17 protein-coding genes are annotated in these 19,404 nt (G+C 66.5%); 10 read left to right on the top strand and 7 right to left on the bottom strand.

Annotated elements, in window-relative coordinates:
- Nucleotides 1–93: 93 nt before the first annotated feature.
- Entirely contained in the window at nucleotides 94–1,521 is a 1,428-nt protein-coding gene (gene hflX, locus LGY53_RS11115; protein ID WP_225726785.1) for a GTPase HflX, read from the top strand.
- 593 nt (nucleotides 1,522–2,114) lie between these two features.
- The gene (locus tag LGY53_RS11120) at nucleotides 2,115–2,999 is read left to right on the top strand and encodes a lysophospholipid acyltransferase family protein (RefSeq protein WP_225726573.1); all 885 of its coding nucleotides are present in this window, start codon (nucleotides 2,115–2,117) and stop codon (nucleotides 2,997–2,999) included.
- A 349-nt stretch (nucleotides 3,000–3,348) separates the two neighbouring features.
- On the opposite strand, the gene LGY53_RS11125 is transcribed toward LGY53_RS11120, so the two are convergent.
- Nucleotides 3,349–4,221: an alpha/beta fold hydrolase gene (locus tag LGY53_RS11125; RefSeq protein ID WP_225726574.1), complete on the bottom strand. Its 873-nt coding sequence runs from the start codon at nucleotides 4,219–4,221 to the stop codon at nucleotides 3,349–3,351.
- Between the two features lie 233 nt (nucleotides 4,222–4,454).
- Here LGY53_RS11125 and LGY53_RS11130 point away from each other — a divergent pair, with 233 nt between their 5' ends.
- The gene (locus LGY53_RS11130) at nucleotides 4,455–5,471 is read left to right on the top strand and encodes an alpha/beta hydrolase family protein (protein WP_225726575.1); all 1,017 of its coding nucleotides are present in this window, start codon (nucleotides 4,455–4,457) and stop codon (nucleotides 5,469–5,471) included.
- 176 nt (nucleotides 5,472–5,647) lie between these two features.
- Complete coding sequence (locus tag LGY53_RS11135) at nucleotides 5,648–6,793, top strand: acyl-CoA dehydrogenase family protein (protein WP_225726576.1); 1,146 nt, start codon at nucleotides 5,648–5,650, stop codon at nucleotides 6,791–6,793.
- 34 nt (nucleotides 6,794–6,827) lie between these two features.
- Here LGY53_RS11135 and LGY53_RS11140 read toward each other — a convergent pair whose 3' ends face one another.
- Both LGY53_RS11140 and LGY53_RS44125 read right to left on the bottom strand, forming a co-directional pair.
- The gene (locus tag LGY53_RS11140) at nucleotides 6,828–7,490 is read right to left on the bottom strand and encodes a Crp/Fnr family transcriptional regulator (protein WP_225726577.1); all 663 of its coding nucleotides are present in this window, start codon (nucleotides 7,488–7,490) and stop codon (nucleotides 6,828–6,830) included.
- Nucleotides 7,487–9,121: an adenylate/guanylate cyclase domain-containing protein gene (locus LGY53_RS44125; protein WP_225726578.1), complete on the bottom strand. Its 1,635-nt coding sequence runs from the start codon at nucleotides 9,119–9,121 to the stop codon at nucleotides 7,487–7,489. Before LGY53_RS44125 ends, LGY53_RS11140 begins: the two co-directional genes overlap by 4 nt.
- Before the next feature lie 132 nt (nucleotides 9,122–9,253).
- Between LGY53_RS44125 and LGY53_RS11150 the strand changes: the two genes are divergently transcribed.
- Nucleotides 9,254–9,793 carry a hypothetical protein gene (locus LGY53_RS11150; RefSeq protein WP_225726579.1) on the top strand — a complete coding sequence of 180 codons (540 nt, stop codon included), beginning with the start codon at nucleotides 9,254–9,256 and terminating at the stop codon, nucleotides 9,791–9,793.
- Nucleotides 9,794–9,858: 65 nt separating this feature from the next.
- Here the strand turns inward: LGY53_RS11150 and LGY53_RS11155 are convergent, their stop codons facing one another.
- The 4 genes from LGY53_RS11155 to LGY53_RS11170 all read right to left on the bottom strand — a co-directional run bounded on the left by LGY53_RS11155 (nucleotide 9,859) and on the right by LGY53_RS11170 (nucleotide 13,004).
- A complete protein-coding gene (locus tag LGY53_RS11155; protein ID WP_225726580.1) occupies nucleotides 9,859–10,635 on the bottom strand; it encodes a helix-turn-helix domain-containing protein in 777 nt (258 codons plus the stop codon).
- A 10-nt stretch (nucleotides 10,636–10,645) separates the two neighbouring features.
- Nucleotides 10,646–11,509 (bottom strand): SDR family oxidoreductase, encoded by an 864-nt coding sequence (locus LGY53_RS11160; protein ID WP_225726581.1) that lies wholly within the window; start codon nucleotides 11,507–11,509, stop codon nucleotides 10,646–10,648.
- Nucleotides 11,510–11,744: 235 nt separating this feature from the next.
- On the bottom strand, nucleotides 11,745–12,344 hold the full coding sequence (locus LGY53_RS11165) for a histidine phosphatase family protein (protein ID WP_225726582.1): 600 nt from the start codon (nucleotides 12,342–12,344) through the stop codon (nucleotides 11,745–11,747).
- 12 nt (nucleotides 12,345–12,356) lie between these two features.
- The gene (locus LGY53_RS11170; RefSeq protein ID WP_225726583.1) at nucleotides 12,357–13,004 is read right to left on the bottom strand and encodes a hypothetical protein; all 648 of its coding nucleotides are present in this window, start codon (nucleotides 13,002–13,004) and stop codon (nucleotides 12,357–12,359) included.
- Between the two features lie 80 nt (nucleotides 13,005–13,084).
- Between LGY53_RS11170 and LGY53_RS11175 the strand changes: the two genes are divergently transcribed.
- The 5 genes from LGY53_RS11175 to LGY53_RS11195 all read left to right on the top strand — a co-directional run bounded on the left by LGY53_RS11175 (nucleotide 13,085) and on the right by LGY53_RS11195 (nucleotide 19,373).
- On the top strand, nucleotides 13,085–14,302 hold the full coding sequence (locus tag LGY53_RS11175) for a PEP/pyruvate-binding domain-containing protein (RefSeq protein ID WP_225726584.1): 1,218 nt from the start codon (nucleotides 13,085–13,087) through the stop codon (nucleotides 14,300–14,302).
- A 214-nt stretch (nucleotides 14,303–14,516) separates the two neighbouring features.
- Nucleotides 14,517–15,092, top strand: coding sequence for a uridine kinase (locus LGY53_RS11180; protein WP_225726585.1), 576 nt, complete (start codon nucleotides 14,517–14,519; stop codon nucleotides 15,090–15,092).
- Between the two features lie 365 nt (nucleotides 15,093–15,457).
- A complete protein-coding gene (locus tag LGY53_RS11185) occupies nucleotides 15,458–16,963 on the top strand; it encodes an MFS transporter (protein ID WP_225726586.1) in 1,506 nt (501 codons plus the stop codon).
- A 141-nt stretch (nucleotides 16,964–17,104) separates the two neighbouring features.
- Nucleotides 17,105–18,235: a transaldolase family protein gene (locus tag LGY53_RS11190; protein WP_225726587.1), complete on the top strand. Its 1,131-nt coding sequence runs from the start codon at nucleotides 17,105–17,107 to the stop codon at nucleotides 18,233–18,235.
- Between the two features lie 13 nt (nucleotides 18,236–18,248).
- Nucleotides 18,249–19,373, top strand: a complete 1,125-nt coding sequence (locus tag LGY53_RS11195) for a hypothetical protein (protein WP_225726588.1) — start codon at nucleotides 18,249–18,251, stop codon at nucleotides 19,371–19,373.
- Nucleotides 19,374–19,404 lie beyond the last annotated feature (31 nt).

The following is a 19,404-nucleotide window of genomic DNA, read 5'->3' on the forward strand; positions in this document are numbered from 1 at the left end:
GCGAGCGAAATCGACGTGACCGCCGATGACGCCGTATTCGACGGCGACACCGTGCTCGACGACACCGATGTGGTGGCGGCGCACAAGGCGCGGATGGCCCGCAACGGCTGGAGCGCCGAGCCCACCGCGGGCGAGCTGCAGCTCGAGGAGCGCACATCGCTGCGCCGAGTGGCGGGGCTGTCCACCGAACTCGCCGACGTCACCGAGGTCGAGTACCGGCAGCTGCGTCTGGAACGCGTTGTGCTGGTTGGTGTTTGGACCACGGGCACGGCCACCCAGGCGGATGCGAGCATGACCGAGCTGGCGCTGCTCGCCGAGACCGCGGGTTCGCAGGTGCTGGAGGGTCTGATCCAGCGCCGGGATAAGCCGGACCCGGCCACCTACATCGGTTCCGGCAAGGCCGAGGAACTGCGGGCGGTGGTGCTGGAAACCGGTGCGGACACCGTCATCTGCGACGGTGAGCTGACCCCGGCGCAGTTGACCGCGCTGGAAAAGGTGGTCAAGGTCAAGGTGATCGACCGGACCGCGCTGATCCTGGACATCTTCGCCCAGCACGCCACCTCCCGTGAGGGCAAGGCGCAGGTCGCGCTGGCACAGATGGAGTACATGCTGCCGCGGCTGCGCGGTTGGGGTGAGTCCATGTCCCGGCAGGCCGGTGGCCGTGCGGGCAGCAACGGCGGCGTCGGTCTGCGTGGTCCCGGTGAGACCAAGATCGAAACCGATCGTCGGCGCATTCGGGAGCGAATGGCCAAGCTGCGCCGCGAGATCCGGGAGATGAAAACCGCGCGCGACACGATGCGTTCGCGCCGCAACTCCAGCGGCATCCCGTCGGTGGCCATCGTCGGCTACACCAATGCGGGCAAATCGAGCCTGATGAACGCGCTCACCGGATCCGGTGTGCTGGTGCAGGACGCGCTGTTCGCCACCCTGGACCCGACCACCCGCCGGGCCGCCCTGGACGACGGCCGCGAGGTGGTGTTCACCGACACCGTCGGATTCGTGCGACACCTGCCGACCCAGCTCGTCGAGGCGTTCCGCTCCACCCTGGAGGAGGTGACCGGCGCCGACCTGCTGCTGCACGTGGTCGACGGATCCGATCCGCTGCCCGCCGAACAGATCAAGGCGGTCCGCGAGGTCATCACCGACGTCATCAAGCAGTCGAAGCTGCCGGCACCGCCGGAACTGTTGGTGGTCAACAAGATCGACGCGATCGCCCCGATGGAGCTGACCAGGCTGCGGGCCCAGCTCCCGGACGCCGCCTTCGTTTCCGCGCACACCGGCGCGGGCATCGATGCACTGCGCGCCCGGCTCGGCGACCTACTCGGCGGACTCGACGTGGAGATCAGCGTGCTGCTCCCGTACAGCCGCGGCGACCTGCTCGCCCGTATCCACGCCGACGGGCGCATCGTGAGCTCGACGCATGAGGAAGGCGGTGCCCGGGTGCACGCGCGGGTGCCGCATTCGCTGGCGGCGGCGCTGGCGGAGTACGCGCACGCGGGTGGCGCTGCGGCGCAAGCGTGAATCTGTTGGTGTGATCGGTGCGTTCGGCGGTGGGTTGCGCCGCTACGACGACGGAATCGCCCGAGGTGGGCGCGGGGTTGCGTTGGCGAGCGGTGCGGCGGTTACGCAGCACGGATGGCGTTGTGGCGCAGGCGTGAATCTGCCGGTGTGATCGGTGCGTTCGGCGTGATCGGTACGTTCGGTGGTGGGTTGCGCCGTTACGACGGCTGAATCGCCCCAGGTAGGCGCGGGGTGCGCTGGCAAGCGGTGGTGCGGTTTCGCATCCGGAGTGAGGCCGAGCATCCGGCCTGAACGGACAAAACCAGACGACTTCCGCGGGATTTCCGCATATCCCAGCTGATTTTGTCCGCCTAGGCCGACTGACTCGGCACCCGCCCTGCTTTTACCTTTGATCCAGTAGGGATAGGACACACCGATCGCCCGGCGGACCCGGAAACGCTCAATGTGATTCGAACCACCTCGCCGGGCGCGAAGTCCGTGCTCGGTCCCCCGCACACTGGAATGTCACCGGCATTTAACGTGTTCCAGCTCACATGCGATGCGGCGCAGTCGATTTCGTTACGCTATCGTCGGATCGACAGCAGGAGGGTGTCATGTCGCACGATCACTCCGTGGCCGATCCGCGGCCCGGCCATGCCGAACCATCGCTGAGTGATGGTGCGCCGCTTTCGGTTTCGCTCACCGAGGGCGATATCCGTTTCATCGAAACCCTGCTGGCGCCGCTGCGCGCGTGGACCAGTCCGCGGTTCTACGGGATCGAGAACATTCCGGTCGACGGTCCGGTGCTGCTGGTCGGAAATCACAATCTGATGGGCGGCATCGACGCACCCTTGCTCTGGCCGGAGGTATTGCGCAGGCGCGGCAGGCTGATTCGCGGACTCGCGGAGAACGTGCTGATCGCGACGCCCGGTGTGCGGCACCTGCTGCACCGCTTCGGTTCGGTGCGCGGTAACCGCCGCAACTGCATGGCGCTGCTGCGGCAGGGCGAGGCGGTGCTGGTCTTCCCCGGCGGCGGCCGGGAGGCGGTGCGGCGCAAGAACGAGAAGTACGCGCTCAAATGGGAGGGGCGAACGGGCTTCGCGCACATGGCGATCGAGGCGGGTGCGCCGATCGTGCCGGTCGCCATGATCGGCGTCGACGACGCGTACGACATCGTGGTCGACGGCGACCACCCGGTGCTGCGGCCGCTGCGCTGGACCGTCGAGGCGATGGGTCTGCGGCGTGAACTCACCCCGCCGCTCATTCGCGGGCTCGGCCCGACCCTCATCCCGCGCCCGGAGCGCTTCTACTTCTCCTTCGGCGCGCCGATCGATCCGGCGCCGTGGCGCGACGCCGACGATATGCACAAGGCCGCAACGGAATTGCGCGATGTGGTGCGCAAGGAGTTGGAGGAGGAACTGCGTTTCCTCTTCGCCGAGCGCGAGCGGGATGCTGGGCGCACGCTGGCGGGCCGTCTGCGCGAGTTGCTGCCGCGCTGAGCGGATCCGCCGGATCCGGCGGCTCTACTCACTGAGCACCGCAGTCCGTGCGACCCGGGCAAGGAGCACTCCACGCCGAGCGCGCTGCAACTGTCAATCGCTGGCGCGCAACGGATCCGGTGCCCGGTATCAACAAGTGGAAGGCGTCCTTCACCGCGGAATTGCCGCCGCTGATCGATGTCGCGGCCCGGCAGCGATAAGCGCAATCCTATCGCGGGTAGTCCGTGCAACCGAGACGCCGATGATGTCGTCCAACTCTGAGTGACATCCTTCGGGTCGAAACAGCTTGTCGCTCAGAGTCGGACATCACGCACTACTCCAGATCGGTTGCCGCTGCGGCGATGGGAGCTCAGTGCTCCGCGTCGAGCACCTCACGCAGCCGGTGCGCGAAAGCTTCGGGCTGGCCTGGGTATCCCTGGTCGCCGCCGAGGAAGCCGCCGTGATGACTCGGGAAAACCGTCACCTGTTGGCCGAGCAGTTCGGCGGTCGCGGCCGCGGTGCGGCCGGTGATCACGTTCGCGGACTCCTCACCGACCGCTATCACCACCCGGGTGGGCGCGGCGGCCAACGCGGCGGGGTCGGGCAGGTACGCGGTTACCGCGGCGGACGTGCCGGACAGCAACGGGTCGTTGCGCGATCCGTCGTCCTCGGTCGGCATGCCGAACTGGGCGGGATCGGGCAGCGGCTGTTCGAAATATGCCTCGGTGAATTCGCCCTGCCACATGGTCATCGCGATGAACGCGGCCATACCCGCGCCGAAACCCTTTGCCGCGTAAGCCTCGCCGACGGCGTTCGAGGCGCGTTCGGCCGCGGCGGCGTCGGGCAGCACGCCGAAGATCGGCGGTTCGTGCGCGACAAGCGTTGTCACATCGCCGGGATGGGCCGTGACGAGTGCGAGCGCGGTGACCGCGCCACCGCTGCTCGCGAACATCTCGACCGGTCCGGCGCCGAGCGCCTCGATGATGGCGTGCACATCCTCGGCCTGCACGGTGGGCGTGTTGTCCGTCCGGCCGTCGCTGCGGGTACTGCGGCCGAGGCCGCGCGGGTCGTAGGTGATCACGGTGCGATCGGGAAGGTACGAGATGAGGGCGGCGAAACCGTCCGCGCACATGGGTTGGCCGATCATGAACAGCGGCGGGCGGCCGTCGGCGGTGGGGAGCGGGCCGTGGATGTCGTAGGCGAGTTCGGCCTCTGCGGTCCGGAGGGTGTGCGTTGTAGTCATATTCGTGTCGACGATCTCCGATTCGAAAATTCATCGGTCATCGGCGGTTTGCCCGGTTCGGTGCGGAAGCAGAGACGATGCGAGCCGCCCGGCCGTGGCGATCCCGCTTGCGTCCGAACGGCTTTCGGGCAACCTGAGCGGCCACTGAATATTAGCTGGCAAATTCTCAGTTACATCTGGCTACCGTGGTTTGCGTGCGAGTGCGGCGAAAGATAGCGGCAGTATCCGGTGCGATGGCGGTCCTCGTGACCGGTGCGGCGGCGACGGGCGGCGCGGCGAGCGCGGCCGCACCGGACGACCCGGTCATCGCCTCCGGCGCGCCGCTCGCCGATCCGCGATCCGCCGACGGGTCACGCATCGCCGACTTCACCGTCGTCAACGATCGCACCGTCCGACTACAGGTGTATTCGGCGGCGATGAATAAGAACGTGCGGGTCGACGTGCAGCGCCCCGCAGATGCCTCGGTGCCGCGGCCGGCGCTGTACCTGCTGTCCGGCGCCGGCGGCGGAGAGGATTCGGCGACCTGGCAGAAGCAGACCTCCGTACTGCAATTCCTGGCGGGCAAGGACGTCAATGTCGTGCAGCCGGTGGGCGGGGCGTGGAGTTACTACACCGACTGGCGCGCAACGGATCCGGTGCTCGGCGTCAACAAATGGAAGACGTTCTTCACCGAGGAATTGCCGCCGCTGATCGATGGCGCATTCGGCACCGATGGGCGCAATGCCATCGCGGGGCTGTCCATGGCGGGCACCTCGGTGCTGCAACTGCCCATCGCCAAACCCGGACTGTTCAAGGCGGCCGCGGCCTACAGCGGCTGCGCGCAGATCAGCGATCCGGTCGGCTACAACTTCGTCAATGCCGTGGTGGCCACCGGCGGCGGCAACTCCGTGAATATGTATGGGCCGCAAGGGGATCCGATGTGGGCGGCGAACGATCCCTATGTGCACGCCGATCAGCTGCGCGGCGTCGACCTGTTCATCTCCAACGGCACCGGGCTGCCGGGCCAATACGACACGCTGAACGGGAAATACGCGCTGCCCGGCCCCGGCGGACTGGTCAATCAGCTGGCCGTGGGCGGCGTCCTCGAATACGCGGCCGACTACTGCGCGCACAACCTGCAGACCAAGCTGAACCAGCTCGGCATTGCGGCCACCTACGATTTCCAGCCCACCGGCACCCACTCGTGGGGTTACTGGCAGGACGCTCTGGTGGCCTCGTGGCCGGTGCTGGCCCGCGGGCTGGGACTGTAGGTTACCGAACGGTCACCTGAGCCGGGAATCTCGATCGGGTCACGCACCCCACGCCGCCGATCCAGGTGAGACAATGAATCGCCGACCAGAAGTGAACTGTCATTCTCATTCCGGGTACCGTATGTGGCAACGACGGGTCGGTGGGTACCGGCCACGGTTGGCACTAGGAGGTAGGCGTGGAGCGCACCCTGTTCGAACCCGAGCATCTGCTGTTCCGGGAATCGTTCCGCAAGTTTCTCGATCAGCATGTCGCGCCCAATCACGCGCAGTGGGAGGAGCAGGGCATCGTCGACCGCGACGTCTGGCTGGAGGCAGGTAAACAAGGGTTCCTCGGCATGGCCGTTCCGGAGGAGTTCGGCGGCGGCGGTGTCGAGGACTTCCGCTACAACGCGATCGTCGCCGAGGAGTCGGTGCGCGGCCAATACTCCGGGCTCGGTTTCGCGCTGCACAACGATGTCATCGCGCCGTATCTGCTCGGACTGTGCAATGAGGAACAGAAGCAGCGTTGGCTGCCCGGTTTCTGCTCCGGTGAGATCATCACCGCGATCGCGATGACCGAACCCGGCACCGGCTCGGATCTGCAGGGCATCAAGACCCGCGCGGTCAAGGACGGCGACGACTGGATCCTCAACGGCGCCAAGACCTTCATCACCAACGGCATCAACTCCGACATCGTTATCGTTGTCGCGCAAACCGATCCGGAAAAGGGTGCGATGGGCTTCAGCCTGCTCGTCGTCGAGCGCGGGATGCCCGGCTTCGAACGCGGCCGCAACCTCGACAAACTCGGGCTGAAGGCGCAGGACACCGCCGAACTCAGCTTCACCGACGTCCGGGTGCCCGGTAAGAACCTGCTCGGCACCGAGGGTATGGGCTTCGTCCACCTGATGAACAACCTTCCGCAGGAACGGCTTTCGATCGCCGTCATGGCCGCAGCCGCCATGGAGGCCTGCCTCGACATGACCGTCCGATACGTGCGCGACCGCAAAGCCTTCGGCAAACCCATTGGCGCACTGCAGAACACACGTTTCGTGCTGGCCGAGCTCGCCACCAAGACCACCGCGGTGCGCGTGCTCGTCGACCGCTTCATCGAGGACCTCAACGCGGGCAAACTGTCCGTCGAGGACGCCGCCATGGCCAAATGGTGGAGCACCGAGGAACAACTCGACCTCATCGACCGCTGCCTGCAACTGCACGGCGGCTACGGATACATGAAGGAATACCCGATCGCCAAGGCCTACATGGACGCCCGCGTCCAAACCATCTACGGCGGCACCACCGAAATCATGAAGGAGATCATCGGCCGCTCCCTGAAACTCTCCTGACAGAAGGCTTTCGGGTTGGGTGGCGAGTTCTGGTTCACGGGGTAGCGGCGGCGGTTGCCAGGCGGGGGCGGTCGGTGATGATGATACGGCCGCGGCGCAGGGTGAGGATGCCGCGTTGTTCGAGGTCGCGCAGGACTCGGTTGGCGGTGGCTCGGGTGGTGCCCGCCATCGACGCGAGATCGTCTTGGTTTAGGCGGATTTCGGTGATGGGGTCGGGGCCGGCGTAGACGCGGGCGAGGTTGGCCAGCCGGCGGATCACGCGAGCTTCCACCGGAAGATAGAGCGCCTCCAGCACGGTTGCCGACAGGCGGCGGATCTGCTCGACCAGTGTCGCGGTGAGCATTTGGTCGATGCCGGGATTGGCGGCGCGCAGGGATGAGAGCTGAGATCGGCTCAGCGTCAAGGTTTCCGCGTTCTCGGCCGCTTCGACGGTCGCGGTGCGGCGGGCGTCGGGGCTGAGCACGGCCAGTTCGCCGAACGAGTCGCCGGGGCCGATCACGGTCAGGGTGGCGGTGAACCCGAGCGGCGTCGTCACCCGGATCAGGAGCAGACCGGATTTGACCAGATGCAGGGTGTCGCCGAGATCGCCTTCGTGGCAGACGATTTCGCGGCGCTTGAACCTGCGCGGAATACAGGAGGCGAGTACGCGGCGGCGCTCCTCCGGATCGAGACTGTGCAGCAGTGCGTATTCGGTCATCGCACATCCCGTAATACGAAGCAGTTCACCGGTTCTTGACGCCCTTTCACCACGATCGCGTCGAGCGGCCGCGCCACGGCGTGTTGGCCCAGCTGCGCGCGGGTGAGCGGTCCGATCACCACCTCGCCCGGCCGTGCCACACCCTGGAGCCGGGCGGCGAGGTTGGTGGTGTCGCCGATCGCGGTGTAGTTGCGCATCTGCGCGGCGCCGATATTGCCGACCAGGGCAGGACCGGTGTTGACCCCGACCCGGAACCGCGGCCAATCCGGTTGTGCGGCAGCGATTCCGGCGACCGCCCGCTGCAGCATCAGCCCGGCCCGGGCGGCACGCAGCGCGTGATCGGGTTGCGCGATGGGTGCGTTGAACACGGCCATCACCGCGTCGCCGACGAACTGCACGACGACACCGCCCTCGTCGAGGATCACCGGGACGATCGCGCCGTAATAGGTGTTGAGCATGGTGACCACCGCGGCCGGGTCGGTGTGCTCGGCGAACGGGGTGAACCCGCTCAGGTCGGCCATGAGCACGCTGACCTCGGCAATGCGTCCGCCCAGATCGGCCTGCGCGGGATTGGCCAGCAGCGCCGTCGCCACCTGCGGTGACATATACGAGCGGAACAGCTGATCCAACTGCCGGTAGAGCCGGGCGTTCTGCTCGAGCACGGCGAGCTGACGTTCGGTGAGCCCGAACCGCTTCGACAGTTCCACCCCGGCCGCACCGAGCGGTTCGTCCACCGCGACACCGACATCCTCGCGCCGGCGCAGCACCTCCACCATCTCGTTCAACGCGCGGGTGTAGTCGCGTTCGAGTGTGGCCATGGTCTGATTCAGCGTCACGCTGTCGAACAAGCCCAGTGCGGAGCCTTCCCGGCGGAATTGCACGTGGCTGCTCACCGCGATCAGCGCGAACGCGGCCACCATCAGCACATGCCATTCCCACCAGGACGCCTGCCAACTGCGCCCGTATCCGACGGCCAGGAGCGCCTCGATCAGCAGCACGAACGCGGAAAGCACACTGAGCAACAGCAATCCGCGCCGTCGAGCGAACTGCCTGGCGTAGACCACGGCCGCGATCAAATAGCACAACGACCCCGCGTAGGCGAGCAATATCAGCGAATGCGAGGTCTCCGTCGCGCTCGGCATGCCATCGAACGGCGGAGATCCGGTGAGCGAGAACATCGCCCAGGCCACCGCCGCGATAGCGGGCAGCGACGACAGCAGCCACATCAGCCGATTCATCCGCGCCGCGGCGACCGGACCGTAGTCGAAAGCCGAAGCCAGGGCGGCGAATCCACCGAGTGTCAGGCCCACCGGCACCGCGTAGACGAATCCCGCATTCGGCATCGCGACGATGACACCGGGCGTCGCGATCGCGTGCAATCCGAGAAAGCCCGCCGCGAACTGGAACATCAACGACACCAGGACGAGCCGGAGATCATGACGGGCGCGAGCGGCCCGGAACAGGACGACTCCCAGCCCCAGCGCCAGGGCCGCCGCGGCCAGCACCAGCCAGAAGTGCTGTGGGTGATGCTCATAGTGGGCATCCAGTTCCGGATGCGAGATCAGCAACCACAGCCCCGCCACCGGGAGACCTACGGCGGCCGCCCAGGTGAGGACGCCAACTTTCGACACCGGTGAACCCTACCGGCGAATGCTTCGCTATGTCGGCGCGAACACACAACAGCCGTGTCGGCGCCGACAGACCGGACTGCCGTTCTTCCGCAGAATTGTGTTCGAGGACAACACAATCCACCGGAGGAATCCATGCCGAAGTTCACCACCCTGCTCGCCGCCGTCGCCGCCGCGGCGGCCATCGCCCTGCCCGCGGCGCCCGCCGCCTTCGCCCAGCCCGCCGCGCCGTCGGTCTCGGCTGCCGCGCCTGCGAAAACCCAAGGCTGGCTGAGCATTTACCGTGGCGTCGCCCCGCAGGGCGTCAACGCGGTGCAGTTGCGGGTCGTGACCGATCCGCCGGTCGGGCCGCGCGTCGTGGACCGCGACGGCCGCTCGCTCTATCGCTTCGACAAGGACACAGCCAATCCGTCCCGGTCGAACTGCAACGACGCCTGCACAACCACTTGGCCGCCGTTGCTGGTGAGCCGCGGCCAGGCGCTCTACGTCGACGGCGTGGATCCGGCCCTGACCGGATTCGTCGAACGCGCCGACGGCTCCTGCCAGATCACCGTCGCCGGCTGGCCGGTCTACTACTTCTCCAAGGACAACAAGCCCGGCGACCTCAACGGCCAGGGCGTCGGCGGCACCTGGTTCGCGGTCGCCCCGACCGGCGGCAAGGCACTCGCGAAGTAGCTCGTATGCGCCACCCTCAGTGCGGCTGACTGCTCAGGACATCCGCGCCGAGGGTGGTCTCGACATCAACTCTGGTGGGTCAGCGGCAACCACAAGTAGTCCCACCGGCGAGGCGGGTATTTCGGTGTTACCGCAACTACTTTGCGTTCCTCGAACTGCATCGTGTCCGGGTTGCGCAGAATCAGTGTCTGGTCGTTGATTTCGGCGTCGGTGGCTCGGACCTTACTCCACCGCTGATAGTTCTTCGAACCTTGCAGCACCGAGTCGATCTCCTTGATCCGTTCCCACGAAATGCGGCCGGGCGCAACGGTTCTGAAAGCATCGACCATGACACCACCCCGGTGGTCGTGATTTCGGCACACTTCTTCGGCCATCGGATGGGTCGCGATGTATTCGAGCAGGTTCGGGCGTCTGTGCTGATCAGGAGTGGGACGGCGCAGTCCCGGCCACACCCGCCACCACGCCTCGTTCGCGTAATACAGGTCGAATGCGGCGTCGTGCAGCGCCATTGGGTCGAGTACCCGATCCACCTGTAGTTTCTCGTCGGGAGTAACCTCGGTCGGCAAGGCCCAACGCAGATCCGACAGTATCGGGTTGACCAAATCAACGGCCTTCGGCCAACGCCACATCTCGCCCAAAGTCCCTTTGAGCCAGGCGAGCAATGTCTGGTCCGACGGCTTATGCGTTTTGCCTTTCTGCTCCCACAGGTACAGCAGGTGTTTGGACACCTTGGCTCGAGCGGCCAACGTCTCCCGCGAAAGTCCCTCGGCCTCACGCTGATAGCGCATCCAGAACGCCAGATCGGGTACCCGGCTCGATTCGTCATCGGGTTTCTGTATCACCGTGGCCCACTTATGCGTCGACGAAGAGGTGCAGCGACAACTCGGTGCCGGGGGTGACGCTGTACCGGTCGAAATCGGTGACACCGTGCGCGGCGAGCACCGGCTCGTCGAGTAAACATTGACCGGTCAATTCGGGGCTGGTCAGGATCATCATCGCGGCGTCGGTACATATATCGGTGGTCCGTGCGGTCGCCGCCATTTCCGGGCCGCCGCCGACGTTGCGTACCAACGCCGTATCGATGCTCGTCCGCGGCCACAACGAATTGACCGCGATTCCGTAGTCGCGGAGGTCGGCGGCCATCCCTATTGTCGCCAACGAGGCGGCGTATTTGCTGATCGCATACCCCAAGGACGCGGCGATCCGATCCGGGTTCATATTGATCGGCGGCGAAAAGTTCAAGATGTGCGGATTGCGCCCCGCCTGCGCCGACACCGTCAGAGCGGGCAGGCACAGCGTCGACATCAACACCACGCCACGGGAATTGATGTCGGCCATGTAGTCGTATTCGAGCATCCGCGTCCGACGGGCCGGGGTCTGGTAGATGACGGCGGCGGCGTTCACCAGGATGTCGATACCGCCGAACCGGTCGACGGCTTGTTCCACCACCTCGGTCATCTCTTTGTCGTCGCGCACATCGCCGATCAGCGGTAGGACGCCCTGGACATAACTCGCGAACGCGGCCTGCACCTGCGCGGCCACCGTATGGATTGTGCCGGGAACCTTCGGATCCGGCTGATCGGTCCGCGCCACCAGCACCACATTCGCACCCTCCGCGCCACACCGCACCGCGATCGCCCTACCGATTCCGCGGCTCGCGCCGGTCACGAGCACGGTTTTACCTGCCAGCAGCTGACTCGGTCCATTCAGACGCATAACATGCCCCCATCACATCCGGTGCCGACGATCTCTGATCGCAGACTATCGGCTGCGTCGGCGCCCGACCCCCGCCTCGGGTCTTAAAGATATTAAGACCCAACGCAATTGACTTCCCGACAAGCGAAAAACAATGCTGGGCAGCGGGTCGGGCCGATGGTTCGTCGGCCGGACAGGAGGAGGGGACCGACGAACCGCGCCCACCAAGGTGGTCGGCGTTGGGGCGCAGCGGCTTTCATGGGTGTAGGGCGTTGCGGAAACCGGTCCAGCGCAGGGGTGGGGGGAGGTGGGTCATATCGTTGTACATGACCAGGGTCGGGGGGAGGTGGGGGCGGTATTCGATGACGGTGAGTGCGGTGTTGGCGCTTTCGAGGCCGAGCCAGCGGGATGGGGGTGCGTCGAGGGCGTGGCGGATCAGCCAGGCGATCGGGTAGGCGTGGGTGATGAGGATTTCGTGGATATCGTTGGGGGAGTTGGGGACTGATGCGAAGCGAGCGATGAGGGCCTCGGCGAGCCGTCGGCCGGAAGCGGCTTCGGCCTCGTCGTAGCCGTCGAAGAATCCTCGCCAGGAGGGCGGTGTTTCGGCGGCGGTGGGGACGTAGGGGATGTGGTCGATCAGTTCGGCCGCTTCGGCGACGGGCACATTCGGTAGGTGGCGGGCCAGCTCGTGTGCGGTGGCGGCGGCGCGGGGTAGTGGGGAGTGCCACACGGCGTCGGCGGGGATTTCGGCGAGGCGGCGGCCGAGCAGTCCCGCCTGTCGGCGGCCCGGTTCGGTGAGCTGACCGAAGGCGTCGGCCGCGCCGTGGCGTGCGAGATAGAGATGTCGAATTGCCATGGGGGAGTTGACCTATCGCGGTTCCGTCGCCGCGCCGCGGGAGATCCCGAGCGTGGAGAGCAGGTCTTCGTGCAACTGCATCCAGACGACGTGGCAGGAATCGATGCCGATACCGGCGACCCACCGTCCGTCACCGGCGCGGGCTCGTTCCAGGGCCGCACCGAAACGCCGGTCGTAGCCGGCGAATCGGGCCAATTCACCGGAAAGCTCGGCGATGAGTTGTTTCGAATAGTCGGCGACTGCTGACAATTCGTCCAGGACATGGGCATCCCAATCCGGATCCGAATGGTCGTTGGCCGCGAGCCTGCCGCCCGCGCCCGGCCGGAGCTGCCAGTCGGTGCAGGCCCGCAGCAGCCGGGCGTTGGGTGCGTCGAATTCCCGGTGCGCCGCCTCCAGCGCGGGACGGGCTCCCGCCTTGTCCAGTTCTTCGACGAGCCGCCGGGTGTCCTCGGCGCGGCCGCGGTCGGTGAGGGTCCAGCCGCCTGCGCCCGCGAATTGGGCACGCGTCACCCAGCCGTACGCCTCATAGTCGCCCAGCAGTTCGGATACCTCGTCCAGGCCGACGCCCGTGTGCTCGGCGATGGTGGCTTCATCGGCCATGCCGATCAGCCGCACGGTGTGCAGGACCAATAGCTCCGGCGATGAGTTGGCGCGCGTCATGGGACCGACAATTCAGGCGAATTCCCCTCGCGTCAACGCGGTTTCGCGCCAAGCGTACGAAATCGCGGATGCTGGTGGGCATGGTGCTCAGCAACGATGCCGCGATATTGATCGACCTGGCGGACGCCGCCGATGCCGCCGTCTCCGGTGGCAAGGCCGCCCCGCTGGCCCGACTGCTGCGGGCTGGGTGGTCGGTGCCGCCCGGGTTCGTAGTACCGGTCCGCGCGTATACCGACGCGGTCGCCGGGCTCGATCCACGCCGGGATCCCGATGCGGCCCGTGCGTTGCTCGAGCGGGCCGAACTCCCGTCCACGCTGGTCGGCGCGATCGCCCGCGAGCTGGTCCGGATCGGCGGCCCGTCCGGTTACGTCGCGGTGCGATCCTCGGCGACCAGCGAGGACGGGGCCGACGCCGCGGCGGGGCAGCACGACACCTTCCTCGGCGTCCGCGGTGCGGACGCGGTCGCCGACGCGGTGCGCCGCTGCTGGGCTTCACTGTGGTCCGAGCGGGCCGTTCGATACCGGCGCGCACGTGCCGCCGACCTCGAACCGCCCGCGACCGCGGTGCTGGTGCAGCGGCTGATCGATGCCGAGGTCGCCGGTGTCATGTTCACCGGGACCGACATCCGGATCGAGGCGTCGTTCGGGCTGGGCGCGGGTGTGGTCGGGGGCGAGGTCACCCCGGACTCATGGCTGGTGTCCGGCGGAGCCGTTGTCGACCGGCGGCTCGGAGCCAAGGACCGGCGGACCGACCGACTGCATGGGCAGGTCGTCACCCGCGCGATACCCGATTCCGGCCGCTTCTGCCTCACCGACGAGATGGTGTCGCGCCTCGCGCGATTGGGCCGCGAGGTCGAGGAATTATTCGGCGGCACAAGGGATATCGAGTGGGCGATCGCGGACGACCGGATATGGCTGCTGCAGGCCCGGCCCGTCACCGCAGCCCCTCCACCCGCGCGCTCAGGCGGAGCCGGATCGCTGACCGGTACACCCGGAAGCGTCGGACAGGCCGCCGGACCGGTGCGCGTAGTGCGGGGTCCGAGCGATTTCGTCGAGGTGCGCCCCGGTGACGTACTCGTCTGCCGCACCACCGAACCGGCGTGGACGCCGCTGTTCGGCGTCGTCGCCGCGGTGGTCACCGAGATCGGCGGTTTGCTCTCGCACGCCGCGATCGTCGCGCGTGAACAAGGCATACCCGCCGTGCTCGCCGTGCCGGACGCGACAACGGTTCTGCCCGAGGGTGCGATGGTGCACGTGGACGGCGATACCGGCCGCGTCACACTGACGGACGAGCGGTGATCGGGCAAACAACGGTGCCGAGCAGCGCAAGGTTCGAGGTCGCACCGATCTGTAGGTCGAGTATCCGTGCGCCGCAACGGAACCGGCGATTTCACGAACTGGGAAGGCGCACAACGACATGGCTGACGCGGCTCGGCGGCGACGAATGTGGGTCCGGATGAGGCACCGACACGGCCCGCGCAGTCTATGGGCTCCGACCTGGCAGGATGGGCGAGTGCCGATCGTCGACCTATCCGCGCTGGCCGGAAAGCTGGCCGAATTGCCGCCCTCGTGTGGGCCGGTGCGGGTGGTGGCGGTGGATGGGCCGAGTGGGGCGGGGAAGTCCACGTTCGCGCGGCGGCTGGGGGCCGTGCTGGAGGCGCCGGTGGTCGGGTCGGATCAGTTCCGGGTGCCGTGGGAGAGCGAGAGCCCGCTGGTGTGGTGGGAACCGTTCGCTGAACAGGTGCTGGCGCCGTTGGCGGCGGGGCGGGCCGGTGGGTTCCGGCCGTTCAGTTGGCGGCGCGGCGGTTACCGGGATTGGTTGGAGATTCCGGTGACGCCGGTGCTGATCGTCGAGGGAGTCGGCGCGGCGTGGCGGGAATCGCCTGCGGCATACCGAATTTGGTTGGACGCGCCACGAAAGTTACGGCGCGCGAGGGTGATCGGGCGCGACGGTGGCGAGCTCGGGCCGCAGTGGGATCGCTGGAGTGACCGGGAGACAGCGCATTTCGCGGCCGACCGTACCGCGGAACGAGCCGACCTGCGGATCGACGGAGTATCCGGCGCGGTGATCGGCGAACGTCTTCCCTGAGCCTGCCGAATTATGTGGGAAGCATTGAACTCTCGGTACGCGTGGCTGCCGGGATCTCGATTTCATGAGGTCGCGCAATGAGTTCCGGATTCAACCCCACTGAACGCATCGCGATCGCGCAGGAATCGACTTCGCGCGGGGCCGCCGCGAAATCCAGGTTTTCGCTGGGTGCCGCGTCTTCGCGAAAATAAACCCATTTCGGCGATGTCGGATGATCCGTTCATTTCCTTGACACTCGACTGTGGAGGGGCCGATAGTGGAGCCGTACGCCAGACCGGACGACCAGGATCGCGCAGCTCATCGCCTCCGTCGGCCGACTACCCGGTGCGCTGTCGCCCCACTCCCGGGGCGCGTACAGCCGCCGGATGGATGCGTCAGTTGACCGAGGCGGCCAGAGCAGCCGGCGCCGACCCCGCCCGTCGTTGAAAACAAGTGGCCGACAAGGGTTTCGCACCTCAGGATCCGGTTCATCCGGTTACCGGGGAGGAGTACGTCCTAACCGGAAATCAGACCGCCGAGAACAACCGATCTCACGGGAGGCGCGAGTGTTCACGTTTTCTTCGTCGGGCCGCGATCGAGGCCGTCCCACGGGCGGAGGTGACCGCGCAGGCGCACTCGCTCGACCAGCGGAGGCGCCGCGGGAATCGCCGTCCGAGGCACGGGCCGTCGCCGCCCCCAGAGGCGCATGGATCGCGGCCGCCATGGCGGTGGCCGGGGTCGGTTGGGGCGCAAACCAATTCGCGCCGCTACTGCTGATGTACCGCTCGGACCTGCCCGCCTCGTCGGCGACGGTACAGGCCACCTACGGTCTGTACGCGATCGGGCTGATCCCGGGTCTACTGGTCGCGGGGCCGCTGTCCGACCGATTCGGCCGTAGGCGAATCCTGTTGCCCTGCTTGATTATTTCCTTCATCGGATCGTCGGTGCTGATGGCCGCCGCCGCCGGCACGGCCTGGCTGTTCATCGGGCGCCTGATCGCGGGCGTCGCCAGCGGAACGGCGTTCAGCGCGGGCACCGCGTGGATCAAGGAGCTCTCGCGCGACGAGCCGGCCGCCGGTGCGCGCCGCGCGACGATAGCGATGACCGTCGGTTTCGCCGTCGGGCCGCTCGTCGCCGGGTTGATCGCCCGCTGGGTGCCCTCGCCGATGCTCACCTCGTACATACCGCACCTGGTGATCACCTTGATCGCCATCGTGCTGGTGGTGCTGACGCCGACGGATCCACCGAGCGATCCGTCGGCGCGGGTCGTCGCGCCGCTCGAGCTGAGCGGAGCGCGCCGGTCGCGCTTCCTCGCGATCGTTGTGCCATTGGCGCCGTGGGTATTCGGCTCATCCTCGATCGCACTGGCATACCTGCCCGAACAGGTGCGCACCGGCCTCGGCGACAACGCGCTGACCTTCGGCGCGATATCGACCTGCCTGACGATGATGGCGGGTATCGCGATCCAGCCATTGGCCAAGCGGGTCGACGTGTCCCGGCTGGCGGCGGTGTCGCTCGGCATCGTCACGGCGGGTCTTGTCGTCGCGGCGGTGGCGACCGCGCTCGGCGACAGCGCGGTGCTCATCTTCCTGAGCACCTTAGTGCTCGGTGCGGGCTACGGCTGCTGCCTGGTCTGCGGGCTGGGCGAGGTGCACCGCATCGCGGCGCCGACGAATCTGGGGCGGGTCACCGCCGTCTTCCAGGCCGTCGCGTACACGGGCTTCGCCGCGCCGTATCTGCTCGCCCTGCTGGAACGGGCGGTCGGCGTGCCGGTCCTCATGGCGGTCACCGCGGTGCTCTGTGTCGGCACCCTGATCTGGATCGTCAACGTCGGCAACCGAATGGAGGTGATTGCGGCTCCGGATCGAGCCGATGCGCGAACCGACAATTGATCGACCGAACAGAATTACGGCTCAACGGGATTGATAATTTTGTCTGTCATTGTTAGCGAACGAAAGAGAACCGACCGAACAACGATATTGGATAGAATTCAGGGCACCCACCCGGAACTGGAGTTGTGGTGGGATTCCCCATTGACCGAATACGAACTGTGGCGCCGCGACTACCTGGGCGCGGCACCCGGTGCGAGTGAGCGGGCCGACCGCAGGAATGCGCTGGACCGATTCTTCGATCCGAAGACCGGCAACGGCCTATTGCGCGGCGTGACGACCAATCCATCGCTGGTCGCCAACAGTGTGCTGGCGCATCCGGCGCACTGGCGGGACCGTATCTGCCGATTCGTGCACGAGACCGGCGCCACCGACCCCGAAGAGGTGCTGCGGCTGGTGCAGCGCGCGGTGGTCGCGGAGACCGCGGAAATCCTGCACCCGCTGTGGCGGCGCAGCGGCGGGAAATACGGTTGGGTCAGCGCCCAGACCGACCCCCGGCACACGCTCGACGCAGACGCGATGATCGAGCACGCGAGATATCTCGCGGATATCTCCCCGAACGTCATGGTGAAGATTCCGGGGAGTAAGGCCGGCTACGAGGCGATGAGCCATCTTGTCGCACAAGGTATTTCGATCAACAACACGCTCGCGTATACCGTGCCGCAATTCACCAGGCTCGCCGAAATCGTCCGGCGGACCAGGGGCGGCGGCGCCGACGATCAGCCGTGGCGCGCCGTCATCACACATATGATCGGCCGCTACGGTGCACCCGGCGCGCTCGGCGAACAGGCGAAGCGGCGCGGACTCCCGCTCGATCTCGCCGATATCCGCTGGGCCGAGGTGGCGATCGTCAAGAATATCCAGAACACCATCAGGCCGCTCGGGCCCGAGATGAAGATGCTGCTGTCGAGCCTGCAGGTGGATATCGATCCGGAAACCGGGCGCGCCCTGTGTCCGCACATCACCGAGACATGCGGTTGCGGCATCGTGTACACGCTGAAGCCGGACGTGCTGAAGAGCCTGGTGAATACCGAATACCAGCGCATGGACTTCCCCGAGAACGCCATGTCCGAGCCGATTCCGACCGATGTGTTCAACCGGCTGATGAAACTACCGTACTTCCGGACCGCGGTGGATCCGGACGGATTGGACGAAAAGGAGTTCGAAACCCATCCGTCGTTCGTCGACACCTATGCCGAGATCCTGCAGAACCATTCCCGGCTGAAGGATTTCGTCGAACACATCGTCGAGAACTCGCACTGCGGCGCGATCTGAAGGGTGGGCAACAATGGATTCGAATATCCTGGTCGTCGGCACCGGCGACCTCTCGTTCAAGGTCGTCTGCCAACTGGCACAGCGGTATCCGGATATCCGGTTGACGCTGGCGGGTCGCGATGACGACCGCACCATACGGTTGGCGAACCTGATCCGCTTCACCGCCGACAATCTCGGGCAGCCGGTCGATATCGCGACCCGGATACTGGATCTCGGCGATATCGATCGCACGGCCGAAACGATCGACGCCATCGAGCCGGACATCGTTTTCATGGGCGCCTCGCTGCAATCGTGGCGGCGGCTCACCGAGCTGCCCAAGCATCTGTACGAAGAACTCGATCAGGCCCAGTTCGGGCCGTGGCTGCCCATGCATTTGAGTTTGAACGTCAAGCTCATGCAGGCCGTCCGGGCGAGCGGCCGATCGCCGGTGACCGTCAATGCCGCGTTCCCGGACGCCGTCGGCCCGGTGCTGCGCACCCAGGGGCTCGCGCCGTCCATCGGAATCGGCAATGTCGCGAATATCATTCCCGCACTTACCAGGGCGGTGGCCGCGGAACTCGGCGAAAGCCCGGAGCGCATCGAATTGCGCCTGGTGGCTCAACACTATTTCAGCCACTATGTGCCACGTTTCGGCACTGCCGGGGACAGCGCATACGCGCTGTCGGTCGAATACGCCGACGCCCCGGCGCCGGAACAGCCGGACGATTCGCGAGTATTCGCGCATCTCACCGATGACCTGCGCCGAAAAGGCGGTCTCGACGGTCAGATGCTCACCGCGTCGTCTGCCGTCGCGGTGCTGTCCGAATTGCTGACCCGATCGGGACGTCTGGTGCACGCGCCCGCGCCGTTCGGGCTGCCCGGCGGCTACCCGGTCCGGATAACCGATGCCGGAGTCGAGCTCGACCTGCCGACGGATCTGACCCTCGACCAGGCCGTTGCCATCAACGAGAAATGCCAGCAGGCCGACGGAATCGACGGCATCGATGCCGACGGCACGGTGACGTTCACCGCGGAAACCATGCGGTTCATGCACGCGATGCTCGGCTACGAATGCAAATCAATGGCGCTGCCCGAGGTCGACGCGGTCGCCGACGAATTGGGACGTAGTTACCAGGCATTCGCCGCAAGCAATTCCTAGATTTTCACAGAAAGGGTTCCAGGGGATACCC

The organism is Nocardia sp. JCM 34519.1 (assembly GCF_020361265.1).
Lineage (GTDB): Bacteria > Actinomycetota > Actinomycetes > Mycobacteriales > Mycobacteriaceae > Nocardia > Nocardia arthritidis_A.